15 protein-coding genes are annotated in these 14,791 nt (G+C 71.9%); 10 read left to right on the forward strand and 5 right to left on the reverse strand.

Annotation, left to right across the window (positions count from 1 at the left end):
• The first annotated feature begins 104 nt into the window (after positions 1-104).
• Positions 105-1,034, forward strand: coding sequence for an FAD:protein FMN transferase (locus BN3794_RS10030; protein WP_066097226.1), 930 nt, complete (start codon positions 105-107; stop codon positions 1,032-1,034).
• Positions 1,031-2,653 (forward strand): flavodoxin domain-containing protein, encoded by a 1,623-nt coding sequence (locus BN3794_RS10035; protein WP_066096816.1) that lies wholly within the window; start codon positions 1,031-1,033, stop codon positions 2,651-2,653. Before BN3794_RS10030 ends, BN3794_RS10035 begins: the two co-directional genes overlap by 4 nt.
• Positions 2,654-2,708: 55 nt before the next feature.
• Here BN3794_RS10035 and BN3794_RS10040 read toward each other — a convergent pair whose 3' ends face one another.
• Positions 2,709-3,338, reverse strand: a complete 630-nt coding sequence (locus BN3794_RS10040; RefSeq protein WP_425476705.1) for a HutD/Ves family protein — start codon at positions 3,336-3,338, stop codon at positions 2,709-2,711.
• A gap of 597 nt (positions 3,339-3,935) precedes the next feature.
• Between BN3794_RS10040 and BN3794_RS16385 the strand changes: the two genes are divergently transcribed.
• Positions 3,936-4,400 (forward strand): hypothetical protein, encoded by a 465-nt coding sequence (locus BN3794_RS16385; protein ID WP_147675719.1) that lies wholly within the window; start codon positions 3,936-3,938, stop codon positions 4,398-4,400.
• 293 nt (positions 4,401-4,693) lie between these two features.
• On the opposite strand, the gene BN3794_RS10050 is transcribed toward BN3794_RS16385, so the two are convergent.
• Positions 4,694-5,098 carry a ComEA family DNA-binding protein gene (locus tag BN3794_RS10050; RefSeq protein ID WP_187128050.1) on the reverse strand — a complete coding sequence of 135 codons (405 nt, stop codon included), beginning with the start codon at positions 5,096-5,098 and terminating at the stop codon, positions 4,694-4,696.
• A 121-nt stretch (positions 5,099-5,219) separates the two neighbouring features.
• Between BN3794_RS10050 and BN3794_RS10055 the strand changes: the two genes are divergently transcribed.
• From BN3794_RS10055 to murU, 4 genes are all read left to right on the forward strand, one after another.
• Positions 5,220-6,713, forward strand: coding sequence for a M20 family metallopeptidase (locus BN3794_RS10055; protein ID WP_066096827.1), 1,494 nt, complete (start codon positions 5,220-5,222; stop codon positions 6,711-6,713).
• A 102-nt stretch (positions 6,714-6,815) separates the two neighbouring features.
• Positions 6,816-7,088: a GlsB/YeaQ/YmgE family stress response membrane protein gene (locus BN3794_RS10060; protein ID WP_066096830.1), complete on the forward strand. Its 273-nt coding sequence runs from the start codon at positions 6,816-6,818 to the stop codon at positions 7,086-7,088.
• Between the two features lie 11 nt (positions 7,089-7,099).
• Positions 7,100-8,131 carry an aminoglycoside phosphotransferase family protein gene (locus BN3794_RS10065; RefSeq protein WP_066096832.1) on the forward strand — a complete coding sequence of 344 codons (1,032 nt, stop codon included), beginning with the start codon at positions 7,100-7,102 and terminating at the stop codon, positions 8,129-8,131.
• Positions 8,128-8,850 (forward strand): N-acetylmuramate alpha-1-phosphate uridylyltransferase MurU, encoded by a 723-nt coding sequence (gene murU, locus BN3794_RS10070; protein WP_066096834.1) that lies wholly within the window; start codon positions 8,128-8,130, stop codon positions 8,848-8,850. Before BN3794_RS10065 ends, murU begins: the two co-directional genes overlap by 4 nt.
• Before the next feature lie 136 nt (positions 8,851-8,986).
• On the opposite strand, the gene hda is transcribed toward murU, so the two are convergent.
• From hda to BN3794_RS10085, 3 genes are read right to left on the reverse strand one after another with little or no spacing between them, the layout of a single operon-like run.
• On the reverse strand, positions 8,987-9,691 hold the full coding sequence (gene hda, locus BN3794_RS10075) for a DnaA regulatory inactivator Hda (RefSeq protein ID WP_066096837.1): 705 nt from the start codon (positions 9,689-9,691) through the stop codon (positions 8,987-8,989).
• Complete coding sequence (locus tag BN3794_RS10080) at positions 9,688-10,851, reverse strand: AI-2E family transporter (RefSeq protein ID WP_066096840.1); 1,164 nt, start codon at positions 10,849-10,851, stop codon at positions 9,688-9,690. Before BN3794_RS10080 ends, hda begins: the two co-directional genes overlap by 4 nt.
• A complete protein-coding gene (locus tag BN3794_RS10085) occupies positions 10,848-11,963 on the reverse strand; it encodes a DUF2066 domain-containing protein (RefSeq protein ID WP_066096842.1) in 1,116 nt (371 codons plus the stop codon). The genes BN3794_RS10080 and BN3794_RS10085 overlap by 4 nt, the downstream gene beginning before the upstream one ends.
• Positions 11,964-12,088: 125 nt before the next feature.
• On the opposite strand from BN3794_RS10085, the gene purM reads away from it, so the two are divergent.
• From purM to BN3794_RS10100, 3 genes are all read left to right on the forward strand, one after another.
• A complete protein-coding gene (gene purM / locus BN3794_RS10090; RefSeq protein WP_066096844.1) occupies positions 12,089-13,111 on the forward strand; it encodes a phosphoribosylformylglycinamidine cyclo-ligase in 1,023 nt (340 codons plus the stop codon).
• Between the two features lie 175 nt (positions 13,112-13,286).
• Entirely contained in the window at positions 13,287-13,952 is a 666-nt protein-coding gene (gene purN, locus BN3794_RS10095; protein WP_066097230.1) for a phosphoribosylglycinamide formyltransferase, read from the forward strand.
• A 64-nt stretch (positions 13,953-14,016) separates the two neighbouring features.
• Positions 14,017-14,790, forward strand: a complete 774-nt coding sequence (locus BN3794_RS10100; protein ID WP_066096847.1) for a DUF3108 domain-containing protein — start codon at positions 14,017-14,019, stop codon at positions 14,788-14,790.
• The last annotated feature ends 1 nt before the right edge of the window (position 14,791 follow it).

The raw sequence follows: 14,791 nt of genomic DNA on the forward strand, positions 1-14,791 counted from the left end.
CGCACCCGTCGCCGGGGCCGCCGCGGGCGGTCCCGGCCTCATCTCCCCAGACGCCATTGTCCGACTCCCCCGACCTCGACCTCGCCCGCCTCGGCGGCCACACCATGGGCACCACCTGGAGCGCCAGCGTGGTGGTGCCGCGCCGGCGCGACCTGCGCGTCCTGCACGACGGCATCCAGCACGTGCTCGACGGGGTGGTCGCGCAGATGAGCACCTGGGAGGCCGGTTCGGACATCAGCCGCTACAACCGCGCGCCGGCCGGCAGCTGGCACGCGCTGCCGCCGGCGTTCTTCCATGTCGTGCAGGCCGGCGTGGCGGTTGCCCGCGCCAGCGGCGGCGCGTTCGACCCCAGCATCGGCCCGCTGGTCGAACTGTGGGGGTTCGGCCCGGCGCCGCATCCCCCGCGCGTGCCCGACGCCGATGCGGTGGCGGCCGCGCGTGCGCGCACCGGCTGGCAGCGGCTGCAGCTGGCCGAGGAAGGCCAGCGCCTGCTGCAGCCGGGCGGGATGGCCCTGGACCTGTCCGGCATCGCCAAGGGCTACGCGGTCGATGCCGTATCCGGCTGGCTGCGCGGGCAGTACGTGGCATCGGCCCTGGTCGAGGTCGGCGGCGAACTGCTCGGCTACGGCCACAAGCCCGATGGCCGGCCGTGGCGGGTACTGGTCGAGTCCTCGCCCGAGGAGGAAGCCGACAACGGGCTGGAACCGCGCGTACTGGCCCTCGACGGCCTGGCGGTGGCGACTTCGGGCGACCGCTGGCACAGCTTCGAACACGCGGGCCGGCGCTATTCCCACACCTTCGATCCGCGCCGCGGCGAACCGGTGCCGCGCGCGGCCGCCGCGGTCACCGTGCTGGCCGGGCAGGCCATGGCGGCCGATGCCTGGGCCACGGCCATGACTGTCCTCGGCCCGGACGAAGGCATGATGATGGCCGAGCGGCAGGGCCTGGCGGTGCGCTTCCTCGCCCGCACGCCCGCGGGACTGCGCGAGACGCTGAGCCCGGCCTTCCGCGACCGCCTGGAACCGTCCGCATGAAACCTGCCTCCCCTTCCCTGTTCGGCAACCTGGCGGTCGGCGCGCTGCTCGCGGGCCTTGCCCTGTGGCTGGCGCGGCTGCATGCGGGCCCATGGTGGCAGGCGGCGCCTTCCACGGGGCGTTGGCTCGCCGCCGGCGGGATCACTCTGGCGTGGATCGCCTGGTGCGCGCGGGTGCTATGGCGGGAGCGGCCGGGTGCCGTGGCAACGGGGACAGGGACCGGCGCCGATCCGCTCCTGGTCGCCTGGGCCAGCCAGACCGGCTTTGCCCGCGAACTGGCCGAACGCAGCGTCGCCCTGCTCGGCGAGCAGGGACAGCCGGCACGCATGCTGCCGCTGGAACGCCTGGACGTGGCCACGCTGGGCCGGGCCCGCCGCGTCCTGTTCATCGCCAGCACCACCGGCGAAGGCGATCCGCCCGACCACGCCATTGCCTTCGTCCGCCAGGTCATGGAGCGGACCTTGCCGTTGCCCGGCCTGCACTACGCGGTGCTGGCCCTGGGCGACCGCAGCTACGGCGACTTCTGCGCCTTCGGCCACCGGCTCGATGCCTGGCTGGCCGCGCAGGGCGCACAGCGGCTGGAAGAGTGCATCGACGTGGACAACGGCGACGGCCAGGCCCTGCAGCGCTGGCGCGCCCTGCTCGCCGGCATCGGCGGGGGCGCAGCGGCGGCCGACGCCGATCCGGCCTGGCAGCAGCCGCACTACGCCGCATGGACGCTGCGCGCACGTCGCGCCCTCAATCCCCAGGGCATCGGCGGCGTGGTGTTCGACCTGGCCCTGGTGCCGGCCGACACGGGCATGCCGCACTGGCAGGCTGGCGACATCGCCGCCATCCTGCCGCGCCAGGACCCGCAGCGTGTCCAGGCGTGGCTGGAGCGCCACGGCCTGGAGGGCGGAGCCGCCGTCCCCGGGCATGGCCAGGCACATACCCTGCGCGACCTGCTGCAGCGTTCGCAACTGCCCGACGTCCCCGCCTCGCGCGATCCCGCGATCCTGGCCGCCGCGCTGCAACCGCTGCCGCCACGCGAGTACTCCATCGCCTCCATCCCCGCCGAAGGCACGCTGCGCCTGCTGCTGCGGCGCCAGCTCGGGCCGGACGGCCGCCCCGGCCTCGGCAGCGGCTGGCTGTGCGACCACGCGCCGGTGGGCGGCACCCTCGACCTGCGCCTGCGCGACAACCCCAATTTCCACGCCCCTGCCCCGCAGCAGCCCCTGATCCTGATTGGCAACGGCACCGGCGTGGCCGGGCTGCGCGCGCTGCTGCGCGCCCGCATCGAGGCCGGCGCGACCCGCAACTGGCTGCTGTACGGCGAGCGTCACCAGGCCAGCGACGACTACTACGGCGACGATTTCCGCCGCTGGCAGGCCGAAGGCGGGCTGGAGCGGCTGGATGCGGTGTTCTCGCGCGACGATGGTGCCCACCGCTACGTGCAGGACGCACTGGAGGCGCAATCCGGGCTGATGGTGCAGTGGATCCAGGCCGGCGCGGCGATCTACGTCTGCGGCAGCCTGCACCGCATGGCCCCCGGCGTGGACGGCGTGATCGAGCGCGCGCTGGGCCGCGAGGGCAAGGAAGCGCTGCTGATGCAGGGCCGCTACCGGCGCGACGTGTACTGACCGGCACGACACCGGCTGCTGCGCTGCGCCACTTCCACGTTGGCCGGCCGGCCCGTCAGCCGGCAACGCCGTCAACTGCCTCCGGGACCGCGCCGACGGGCGTCCAGCGCACGGCGAGCAGTTCGCCATTGCCTTCCAGCCGGTGCCGCGTCCGTTCCCCGGCGCCGAGCCAGGCGCTGTCGCCGGCCTCGAGCATCCCGGCCAGGGCCGGCGCATCCGGGAAGCACGCCTGGCCGGACAACAGGTACAGCGACCAGGCCACGCCCGCATCGGCCACGAACAGCATCGAGCCCACCAGCGGCCGATGCACCAGCGTGGCGTCCACCGTCTCCCGTCGCCACATCGCATTGAAGTCGCGGGTCGCCCCGCCCAACGGCACGCCGGTCAGCGGGCGTTCGCCGGCAAAACGCAGGCGCCCGAACGGCGGCACCAGCACCGCCTGCTCGCCGTCGTCGAAATCCAGGCGCATGCCCTCGCCCTGCAGCAACACGATCTCGCGCTCGATGCCGGGAAAGGCGGAGAAGGCGGCCGCCTGCTCCACCTCCGCCACCGACAGGCGCACCGCCCAGTCGCCCTGCGCCGGCAACCGCAGGATCTCGTGGGTCCAGCCAAGGCCGTTGCGCCAGCGCTCGCGCCGATAACCGGCGGCCGGAAGCAGGCGGGAAGTCGATCGCAGCCAATCCATCGCCACAGTGTGCCGGTCTTCGGCCACGGCCGCATCCCGTCGCCGGCACCTTTCCCCGTTGCACCGCCAGAAGCCCACCGACCGTAACGGCGAGGGTGGCAGCGGCCGCCAGCGCCGCCCTCGTCCCATTCGACGCAGGTAGTGTGCACGGCGAACGAAAGCGCGCCACGGGCATGGGCGCGCAAGTAAGGCTCGCCCTCCACGAACAGCCGCAGCGTTCCATCCATCCGCGCGAGCGCCTGCGGATGCCTTCGAAATCGAACCGCATCGGCACCAGCCCCCGCCGCTGCTGGCCAGGCCACGAGGACGCCCGCAGCCGAGTCGTTGGCTTGCGATCTCCAGCACCCCGTTCGTCGCCAGAACAACTGCAGGCCAGGATGAAGGCAGCGCTCGAACCATTGGCCCGTGGCCCCCCTTGCATTCTGCTCGCCGCCGGACAGCTCCCGGCCAGGATGAACGCAGCCACCGAGCCATTGGCCGTGGGGTCTCTGTTTTCATTCGCCGCCGGACGGCTACGGGCCAGGATGAACGCAGCGGCGGAGCCGCTGGCTCGTGGTCTCTTGCATTCTGTTCGCCGCCGGCACGCTACAAACCAGAATGAAGGCAGCGCCCGAGTCGTTGGCTTGGAATCCCCGCATTCTGTTCGCCATCGGCTCGCTACAAACCAGGGTGAAGACGGCGCCCAAGTCGTTGGCCTGGAATCCCCGCATTCTGTTCGCCATCGACTCGCTACAAACCAGGATGAAGATGGAGCCCAAGTCGTTGGCTTGGAATCCCCGCATTCTGTTCGTCATCGGCTCGCTACAAGCCAAGGTGAAGACGGCGCCCAAGTCGTTGGCTTGGAATCCCCGCATTCTGTTCGTCATCGGCTCGCTACAAGCCAGGGTGAAGACGGCGCCCAAGTCGTTGGCTTGTGGTCCCCTGGATCCTGTCCGCCGTCGGCTCGCTACGAACCAGGGTGAAGGCAGCAGCCGCGCCGGTGGCTCGTGGTCCCTGCATTCTGTCCGCCGCCGGTCAGCTACAGAGCAGAACGAAGGCGGCGGCCAAGCCTTTGGCTCGTAGGCCGCTGCTTTCCGTTCGCTGCCGGCCAGCTACCCCATCGCCAAGCCAGCCAAGCCAAGCAAGCCAGACAGACAGAACCATGCTATCGGCCTGACGATGTCCGGCCCAGGACAGGCCGGCGAGAAGCGAGTCGACCAGAACGAGCCGACCAGAAAAAGGAACGCCCGGCTGCACATCCTGTGCGGCCGGGCGCAATACGTCCTTGTCGGCATCCAGCCCTCCCTGTGCGTTCTCCCCGCAACAAGGTCCACGGCCTCGCATCCAGCGACGAGCCTAACCCGCAATCCGTTCCCTCAGCGTCTTTCCACCGGCTTTGGCGCCGCCGTCCTGGCGGGCGTCGCGGCGCGGGACTTCCCGTTCCCGACCTCGATCAGATCGCGGTTCCTTTCCGCTGTCTTCAAGCCGATTCCCTTGACCAGCGCCAATTCCTCGGCGCTCTTGAACGGACCGTGCTCCGTGCGGTAATCGACGATCGCCTGGGCCTTGGCGGGCCCCACGTTCACCAATACCCGGTCCAGTTCCTCGGCGCTGGCGCTGTTGATGTCGACCCTGTCCACCGCGTGGGCGGTACCGGTCAACAGCAGGGCCAATGCCAGGGACTTCAACGTCGTGGCAAAAGACTTCATGAAACGCTCCTTGTGGTTTGGGAACCGATCCGCCGGCTTCCCCGCCGGCCGGGCCAGTGTCCCGCTCCACATGGCACGCATCCTATCGCCCGCCTGCCGGATGGACAGCCGGTGAACGGCGCTGGTGCTTGTAGGAAAAGTCCTACGCGAGGCAACGCGTAGAATGTGGGCTTTGCCGCATCGTGGAGTCACCATGGATACCTCCAAGCTCGACCACTTCGTCAGCGCCAAGTGGGACCAGGAGATCGTCCCCAAGCTGATCGACTACATCGCCATCCCCAACAAGTCGCCCATGTTCGACCCCAAGTGGGTGGAGCACGGCTACATGGACCAGGCCATCGCGCTGATGGAGAACTGGGCCCGGTCGCAGCCGATCAAGGGATTGCAGGTCGAGGTGGTGCGCCTGGAAGGCCGCACGCCGCTGATCTTCCTGGAAATCCCGGCCAGCGGCGAGGACATCGGCGAGGACACGGTGCTGCTGTACGGGCACCTGGACAAGCAGCCGGAGATGACCGGCTGGGATCCGGACCTGGGCCCGTGGAAGCCGGTGCTGCGCGGGGACAAGCTGTACGGCCGCGGCGGTGCCGACGACGGCTACGCGATCTTCGGTTCGCTGACCTCCATCGCCGCGCTGCAGGACCAGGGACTGCCGCATGCACGCTGCGTGATCCTGATCGAGGCCTGCGAGGAATCGGGCAGCTACGACCTGCCGGCCTACGTGGACCACCTGGCCGGGCGCATCGGCAAGCCGTCGCTGGTGGTGTGCCTGGACTCGGGCTGTGGCAACTACGACCAGCTGTGGTGCACGACCTCGCTGCGTGGCCTGGCCGGCGGCAACCTGACCGTGCGGGTGCTGACCGAGGGCGTGCATTCCGGCGATGCCTCCGGCGTGGTGCCTTCCAGCTTCCGCCTGCTGCGCCAGCTGCTCTCGCGCATCGAGGACGAGACCACCGGCCGCATCCTGCTGGACGAGCTGCACGTGGAGATCCCGGCCGAACGCGTCGAGCAGGCGCGCAAGTCGGCCGCGGTGCTCAACGACTCGCTGTTCGAGAAGTTCCCGATGGTCAAGGGCCTGCAGCCGATGAGCCAGGACCTGACCCAGCTGGTGCTCAACCGGTCCTGGGAGCCGATGCTGTCGATCACCGGCGTGGACGGCATGCCGCCGCTGGAGTCGGCCGGCAACGTGCTGCGCCCCTACACCGCGGTCAAGCTGTCGCTGCGCCTGCCGCCCACCGCCGACGGCAAGCGTGCCGGCGAGTTGCTCAAGCAGGCGCTGCTGCGCGACCCGCCCAACGGCGCGCAGGTCACGCTGGAGCTGGAGAAGGCCTCCACCGGCTGGAACGCGCCGGCAATGGCGCCGTGGCTGGAGAAGGCCATCGACGATGCCAGCCGGGCGTTCTTCGGCAAGCCGGCCATGTACATGGGCGAAGGCGGCTCGATCCCGTTCATGGGCATGCTCGGCGAGAAGTTCCCCGGCGCGCAGTTCATGATCACCGGCGTGCTCGGCCCGCAATCCAACGCGCACGGGCCCAACGAGTTCCTGCACATCCCGATGGGCAAGCGCCTGACCGCCTCGGTGGCGCAGGTGATCCTCGAACACCATGCCGCCAGCCTGCGCGGGGAGACCAGCGGATCGACGGTGGCCGCCGACAGCGGTACCCGCCACGGCGGCCACGGCTGCTGCTGAGGCCGCCCGCGTCCCGGAGACGGCCGGCGCCGTCTCCGCCCCTGCCGGCCGCCGTGGCCGGATGCTAGGCTCCCGTTCCCTCCGCGCGCCCAAGACACGCCCATGAAAGGTCTGTTCGGCAGTGACAGCTGGCTGTACATCCTCCTGATCGGCTTCCTGGCCGGCCTGCTCGGGCGTTTCTTCATGCCCGGCAACAACCGCATGGGCTGCCTGCTGACGATCGTGCTCGGCATCGCCGGCGCGCTGCTGGCGGGCTGGTTCGGGCAGTACATGGGCTGGTACGTGCGCGGCGAACCGGTCAGCTTCCTGGCCGCGGTGCTCGGCGCGATGGCGATCCTGGCGCTGTCGCGGCTGTTCAGCGGCCGCGGCGGCTGACCGCAGCGACGATGGGCGTTTCCGCGGTTCCGCCCGCGCCGGGCGACGATGCGCTGCGCGCGCAGGCGCGCACCGACTGGGTACGCCGGGCCCTCGGCCGCGAGGCGCTGCCGCAGCGCGCCTCGGTCGATGCCGGTTTCCGCAGCTACTGGCGCGTGGCCGGCGCGGACGGCGGCAGCATGATCCTGATGGATTCCCCGCCCGGCCGCGAGGACGTGCGCCCATGGCTGCGCATGCGCGACCTGCTCGAGGGCGGCGGCGTGCGCGTGCCCAAGGTGCTGGCGCGCGACGTCGAGGCCGGGTTCCTGCTGCTGGAGGACCTGGGCCCGCGCACGCTGGCACAGGCCATCACCGCCGACAGCGCCGACGCCGACTTCGATGCGGCGGTCGACCAGTTGCTGAAGCTGCAGGCGATCGCACCGCCCGCGGACATGGCGGTGTTCGGCGAGGCGCTGCTGCAGCGCGATGCCGGGTTGTTCGAGGAATGGTTCCTCGGTCGCCACCTGGGCATCGTCCTGGACGGGGCGGCGGGCGACGGCCTGGCGCAGGTGCAGCGCCGGCTGGCGGACAATGCCCTCGCCCAGGCCCGGGTCCTGGTGCACCGCGACTTCATGGCGCGCAACCTGATGCCGGTGGCCGGCGGCCTGGCCGTGCTGGATTTCCAGGACTGCGTCGCCGGGCCGGTCGCCTACGACGCGGTCAGCCTGTTCAAGGATGCCTTCCAGAGCTGGCCGCTGGCGCGCGTGGACGCCTGGCTGGCGCGCTACCACGCCCGTGCCGCCGCGGCCGGCCTGCCGGTGCCGGCCCTGCCGCGCTTCCTGCGCGATGCCGACTGGCTGGGCGTGCAGCGCCATCTGAAGATCCTGGGCGTCTTCGCGCGCCTGCACCACCGCGACGGCAAGCCGCGCTACCTGGGCGATGCCCCGCGCTTCATCGCCTACCTGGACGAAGTCCTGCCGCGCCATGCCGAGCTGCGGCCGCTGGGCGAACTGCTGGAAACGCGGATCAAGCCGGCCATGCGCTCACGCGGGGAACTGCGATGAAGGCGCTGGTCTTCGCCGCGGGCAAGGGCGAGCGCATGCGCCCGCTGACCGAGCACACGCCCAAGCCGCTGCTGGCCGCTGGCGGCAAGCCGCTGATCGTCTGGCACCTGGAGAAGCTGGCCGCGATCGGGGTGACGGAGGTCGTGGTCAACACCGCCTGGCTGGCCGGGCGCTTCGCGCCCCTGCTCGGCGACGGCCGTGCTTTCGGCCTGTCCATCCGCTATTCCCACGAGGGCGGCGAGCCGCTGGAGACCGGCGGCGGCATGCTGCACGCCCTGGCCCTGCTGGGCACCGCGCCGTTCCTCGCGGTCAACGGCGACATCTGGACCGACTACGACTTCGCGCGCCTGCCGCGCGAACCCGCCGGCGATGCCCATCTGGTGCTGGTGGACAACCCGGTCCATCACCCGCAGGGCGACTTCGTGCTGCGTGCCGACGGCCAGGTGCGCGATCGCGTGGACGGCGCGCCGGCACTGACCTTCGCCGGCATCGGCGTGTACCGGCCACGGCTGCTGGCCGACTGGCCGGCGGCGATCGGGGCCACGCCCGGCGCGGCGCTGCAGCCGCCGCGCTTCCCGCTGGCGCCGCTGCTGCGCGCGGCCATGGCCCGCGGCGCGGCGCGCGGCGAGCATCACCGCGGACGCTGGACCGACGTCGGCACGCCGCAGCGCCTGGCCACGCTGGACGCGGAACTGCGCGGCGCGCCTCGCGCAGGCTGATCACAGCCCGCCCCTGCCCCTTGGAATCCGGCCGTTGCGGGGCATGCTGAGAATGCGAACCGGGACGACGACACGGCCAGTGACGCCCATGCCCGCCGGTCCCCGTGCGGGCATGCCCGGGACGCGCAGGCGCGCCTCAACCCGCGCCGCCCTCGTCCAGCACCTTGCGCAGGAACGGCACGGTGATGCGGCGCTGGGCGGCCATCGACTCGCGGTCGAGCCGGTCCAGCAGGGCCACCAGCGCCCCCAGGTCGCGGCCGGTGCGGGTGAGCATCCAGTCGATGGCGGCCTCGTCCAGGGCCAGCCCACGACGGTGGGCGCGCTCGCGCAGCACTTCGGCGCGCTGCGCATCGTCCAGCGGCGACAGCGCGATGCGCGTGCACTGCGCCAGGCGCGAACGCAGGTCAGGCAGCACCAGCCCGAGCGATTCGGGCATCGCCCGCGCGGTGTAGATCAGCGAGACGCCGGCGGCGCGGGCACGGTTGTGGAAGTCGAACAGCGCGACCTCGTCGCCCCGGCGGCCGGCGATCGCGTCCAGCCCGTCCAGCGCCACCAGGTCCATGCCTTCCAGCGCGTCGAGCGCCTGCGCGGTGCGACCGGCGGCGGCATGCAGCGGCACGAACGCGGCCTTGCGCTCGGCGCGTTCGGCCTCGGCACAGGCGCCCAGCGCCAGGTGGGTCTTGCCGGTGCCGGGCGCGCCGGCCAGGTAGATCCAGTCGCCGATCGCGCCGATGGCCACCGCCCGCAGCTGGGCGATGGCACCGGCGGGGGCGGCGACGAAGCTTTCCAGGCGCTGGTCCGGCGGATAGCGCAGGGCCAGCGGCAATTGCGGCACGCTCACGGCAGGTCCGTGTCCTTCGACGTTTCGACGATGCGCGGCTCGTCCCGGCTGAGCACGATGGCCGGCCCGCCGCCGCTGTAGAGCTCGCTGCGGGTGTAGCGCTGGTGCGCATAGCGCAGCAGCACGTTGGCCACGGCCGCCACCGGCAGCGCCAGCAGCATGCCGAGGAAACCGAACAGCTGGCCGCCGGCCATGACCGCGAAGATCACCGCCACCGGATGCAGGCCGATCTTGTCGCCGACGATGCGCGGGGTGAGCACGTAGCTTTCCAGCAGCTGGCCGGCACCGAAGGTGATGGCCACGCCGGCCATCAGCTGCAGGTCGAAACCGCGCGCCTGCACCAGCGCGGCCAGTACCGCCAGCACGATGCCGGTGGTCGCGCCCAGGTAGGGGATGAAGCTGATCAGCCCGGCCACCAGCCCGATCAGCAGGCCCAGGTTGAGCCCGGACACGCTCAGGCCGATCGCGTAGATGGCGCCCAGCGCAATCATCACCAGGAACTGGCCGCGCATGAACGCGCCGAGCACCTCGTTGGATTCGCGTGCCAGCTGGCTGGCCGTGCCGATGTAGGCACGCGGGATCAGCGACGCGACGCGCTCGACCAGGGTGTCCCAGTCGCGCAGGAAGTAGAAGGTGAGGATCGGCACCAGCGCCAGGTTCACCACCCAGGCCAGCATGGTGAAGCCCGAGCGCGACACGTAGCCGAACAGGGTGGTCGCCACCCCGCCGGCCTGCTGCCAGTGGCTGCGCAGCCAGTCGAACAGGCGCTCCGGGTCCAGCCACATCGACAGCTGCAGGCCGGTGCGCTGCTCCATCCAGGGCAGCGCGGTGCCGATCAACCAGTCGTGCGCCTGCGGCAGGGCGTTGAGCAGGGTCACCACCTGCTGCTCGATCATCGGCACCAGGATCAGCAGCGCCAGTACCAGCAGCAGCGTCATCAGCACGAACACCAGGATCACCGCGGTGTTGCGCGAGCGCCCGCGGGCCTCCATCCGGTCCACCAGCGGGTCGCCCAGCCAGCCCAGCAGCAACGACAGCACGAACGGGGTCAGGATCGGCGCGAGCAGGCCCACGACCCACAGCGCCAGCCCTGCCAGCGCGATCCACTTGAGCCGGCGCAGGAACTGGGCGATCTCCGCCTCGGGCGAAAGCGGCGTCATCGGACGCGGTACTCCTGCGGCATCTGTGCCGGCAGCGGCTGGCCGTCGGCGGGCTCGGGCAACGGCAGCGGCTCGAGCGGGCCGTCGTTGCCGAGCATGCGGTTGAGCCCGGCCGGGCCGGTGAGCAGGTCCAGGTCCAGGTCCAGGCGGTCGCCGCTGGCGCGCACCGGGCGTATCGCGCGCACCACCGAGGCGCCCTGCAGCGCCGCGGAGACCCGCAGGTAGTCGTCGGCGGAGCGGATGCCGCGGATCGTCACCCGGTACACGCCCGCGGTACCGGTGTCGGCCACCTTGGCGTAGCGCTTGACCAGCGCGTCGGCGGCACCGTCGGCACCGCCGGCCATGGCGCGGCGGGCATCGGCGTCCTGGGTGCTCCAGCGCGCCAGTTCGCGGCCGCCGTCGACGAACACCCAGTCCGCGCTCCAGCCGTTCGCGCTGCGGTAGAGCTTGCCCACCAGCTGCATGGGCGGGCTGTAGCGCGCCGAGGCGCGGGCGATGGCCCCGGTGTCCTGGCGCCAGATCGCACCCACCAGGGCCTGTTCGGCGGCGGTGCCGGCCGGCAGGCCCAGGCGGTAGCCGCGCTCGACGGCGCGGTCGAGCAGGCTGCGCGCGGCATTAGCCTGCGGTACGCCGACCAGGCGCGGGCCGCTGCCGTCGTCGATGGCCAGCCACACCACCGGCTTGGGCCGCGGTTGCGGCCATACCGGCAGGCCGAGCGCGGCGGCCAGCGCGTCCACGTCGGACGCGCGGAAGTGCGCGACCAGCACGGTGCGGAACGAGGGCGCGCCGCTGGCGGCGGTGCCCTGGTCCTGGCGGTAGTCGTAGCCGTCCACGTAGTCCTGGGCGTTGCGCAGGGCCGGGGCGACGCCGGGCCGCGACACCACGCCGCGGTCGCCGGCCAGGCGCCCCAGCACCACGCCCAGCGCGCGGCCCAGCGCCGCCTTGCGCTCGGCATCGCTCTGCCCGTTCACCGGCACCTCGGCGTCGTAGAGGCCCTGCGCGCGGGCGCTGTCGCCCTCGGTACGCAGTGCGGACTGGGCGGGAGCGAGCGCCGGCCAGGCCAGCAGCAGGGACAGCAACAGGACAAGGCTGCGGCGCATCGGCGATTCCATCCTCGTTCTCATGGCCGGGAATTGTTGCCCGAATGGCCGGTGGGCGCCAATGCGGGCTGTTAAAATCCCGCCACTTTCCCTCCCGGTGCCTGTCCGTGACCCCGACGTCTCCCGCGAATCCTCCGTTGACCTATCGTGACGCCGGCGTCGACATCGACGCGGGCAACACCGTGGTCGAGCGCATCAAGCCGCTGGTCAGGCGCACCTTCCGCCCCGAGGTGATGGGCGGGCTGGGCGGCTTCGGCGCGCTGTTCGACCTGGCCGGCAAGTACAAGGAGCCGGTGCTGGTGTCGGGCACCGACGGGGTGGGCACCAAGCTCAAGCTGGCCCAGCAGCTGAACCGCCATGACACGATCGGCATCGACCTGGTGGCCATGTGCGTGAACGACGTACTGGTGCAGGGCGCCGAGCCGCTGTTCTTCCTGGACTACTTCGCCACCGGCAAGCTGGACGTGGACACCACCGTGGCGGTGGTCGGCGGCATCGCCCGCGGCTGCGAGCTGGCCGGCTGCGCGCTGATCGGCGGGGAGACCGCCGAGATGCCGGACATGTACCCGCCGGGCGAGTACGACCTGGCCGGCTTCACCGTGGCAGCGGTGGAGAAGTCGCAGCTGCTCGACGGCAGCCGCGTGGCGCGCGGCGACGTGCTGGTCGGGATCGCCTCCTCCGGCCCGCACTCCAACGGCTATTCGCTGGTCCGCAAGATCCTCGAGCGCAGCGGTGCGTCGCTGCAACAGGACCTGGACGGACGCCCGCTGGGCGAGGCACTGATGGCGCCCACCGCCATCTACGTCAAGCCGGTGCTGGAGCTGCTGCGCCGGCACGGGCCGCAGGGCATCCACGGCATGGCGCACATCACCGGCGGCGGCCTGACCGAGAACATCGTCCGCGTGGTGCCCGAGGGCCTGGGTCTGGACATCGATGCCGGCGCCTGGCCGCTGCCGCCGGTGTTCCAGTGGCTGCAGCAGGCCGGTGGCCTGGCCGACGCGGAAATGTGGCGCACCTTCAACTGCGGCATCGGTTTCGTGCTGATCGTGCCGCCGGCGCAGCTGGCCGGGGTCGAGGCGGACCTGGACAGCGTGCAGCTGCGGCACTGGCAGATCGGCCAGGTGACCGCGGCCGGCGGCGAGCGCGTCAGGATCGGCTGAGCGCTGCCCGGGCCATGATCGCCAGCAAGGTCGCGGCGCACGGGACGGCGGTGCTCCCCGTCGCGGCGCGGAGGCGTCCGTGCCGGAACGGCAGCGCCCGCCGGCACCATGCCAGTGGCCGGCGAGCCGTCGCCGGCCCCTCCCCTTGCCGCCGGATGCGCTGCGCGTGACCGCGATCCCGTCCGCCCCCGCGCGCATCGCCGTGCTGGCTTCCGGCCGCGGCAGCAACCTGCAGGCGCTGCTGGACGCCATCGCCGCCGGCACCCTGCCGGCGCGGATCGTCGGCGTGTTCTCCGACCGCCCCGGCGCCCCCGCGCTGGCGCGGGTGGCCCCGGCGCTGCGCTGGGCGCAGGCCCCGGCCACGTTCGCCGACCGCGCCGCGTTCGAGCAGGCCATGGCCACGGCCATCGACGCCGCCGCGCCGGACTGGATCGTCTGCGCCGGCTACATGCGCATCCTCGGCGAAGCCTTCGTACGCCGCTACGCCGGGCGGCTGGTCAACATCCACCCCTCGCTGCTGCCGCGCCACCGCGGCCTGCGTACCCATGCCGCGGCCCTGGCCGCCGGCGATGCCGAACACGGCGCCAGCGTGCATTTCGTCTCCCCGGAACTGGACGCCGGCGCGGTGATCGCCCAGGCGCCGGTGCCGGTGCTGCATGAGGACACGCCCGACACCTTGGCCGGGCGGGTGCTGGCGGTGGAACACCCGCTGCTGGTGGCCACCGTCGGCCTGCTCGCCGCCGGCCGCGTGGCCGAGCGCGACGGCCGGGTATGGCTGGATGGTCAGTGCCGGTTTAGACCGCTGCGCCTAGATTGCGCGCATACGCACCTGGTGCCGTGACCGCTGCCCACATGCCGGCCACACGCGTTGGGCCATGATCGCACCTTCGCTCACCCGCCTCCCCATGAACAGCACATCCAAGTTCCTGCTACTGGCCTGCGCCCTGCTGCCGGCAGCGGCCCCCGCCGCGCCGCCCCAGGCCGCGCCGTCCGCTCCGATCGCCGGTGCGGCCCCGGACTGGACCCCGCCGCCGCTGGAGCCCTTCGTGGCCACCTACCAGGCCTACTACAAGGGCAAGCTGGCCGGCAGCGCGACCATGCGCGTGGTCCACGACGACGGCCCGCGCTGGCGCGTGGACATGGCCGTGCACGGCGACCGCGGCGTGGCCGGCATCCTCGGCATGAACCTGGAACAGAGCACGGTGTTCGAGGTGCACGGGCCGACCTACTTCCCGCTCAGCCAGGGCACCGTGCGCAAGGGCCTGTTCCTGGGCAAGCGCGCCTCCGGCGTCTACGACTGGCAGAGCCACACCGCGCAGTGGAGCGGCGACGTGGACAAGAAGCACCTGGCCGCCGTCCCGCTCAAGGCCGGCGACCAGAGCGCGCTGCTGCTGAACCTGTCGCTGATGCGCGACGCGCGCCCCGGCGCCAGCCTGCACTACCGCTATGTCGATTTCGGCCGCGTGCGCGAGCACGAATACCGCGCCGCCGATGCCACCGAGACCGTGCAGGTGGGCGATCTGAGCTACGACGCCCTGCGCGTGTTCCGCACCAACGGCGGCAAGAACGAGACGATCCTGTGGATCGCCAACGGCGTGCCGACCCCGGTGCGCATCCTGCAGCGCGAGGATGGCGAAGACCGCATCGACCTGCGCCTGACCGAATACCAAGGAGTGTGAC

Origin of the sequence: Xanthomonas massiliensis, assembly GCF_900018785.1 — a bacterium.
Taxonomy (GTDB): Bacteria; Pseudomonadota; Gammaproteobacteria; order Xanthomonadales; family Xanthomonadaceae; genus Xanthomonas_B; species Xanthomonas_B massiliensis.